Source organism: Roseibium sp. RKSG952 (assembly GCF_009711355.1).
Map to the genome: position 1 here is coordinate 1 of NZ_SMMF01000288.1, position 516 is coordinate 516.

Sequence of the window (516 nt, forward strand, 5' to 3'; positions counted from 1 at the left end):
ACAATCGTAAACTGTGTCGTGTACAGGGGTGCGGGTCAATCGAAACAGCCCTTGTAGCCGGTTCCGCAGTCCGGTCTTCGCAGCCTGTTGAAAGCCTGCAAAAGGTATTGCGGAAGCGGCTGGGGTGGCGTAAACAGCCGCCACCAGCTGAATAGGCTAGGGCGATTAGCTCAGCGGGAGAGCGTTCCGTTCACACCGGAAAGGTCACTGGTTCAATCCCAGTATCGCCCACCATTCTTTTCAATGACTTAGTGTCAGATTACGGAATGGATTTTGGTTCAATTGAACCAGTTCGCCCATTTTCCTGCCCTTATTGATCCCCAATTACGCGCAAAAAGTTTACGGCTTCGGACGCCTCTGCCATGTGGTCGGGGGCAAATCTGGCGTAGACGCGCTGCGTGATCCGGTCATCCTAGTGCCCGAGATATCGCGATATCATCGACATGGAGACACCCGACTTCGCCATGTGGACGGCGGCGGTGTGGCGGGCGTTGTTGCACAATTTGGTTTCGTGCC

Annotated in this window: 1 tRNA gene; it reads left to right on the forward strand. The window is 54.8% G+C overall.

Annotated elements, in window-relative coordinates:
- Positions 1-159: 159 nt before the first annotated feature.
- Positions 160-234 (forward strand) — tRNA-Val (locus tag E1297_RS00735).
- The last annotated feature ends 282 nt before the right edge of the window (positions 235-516 follow it).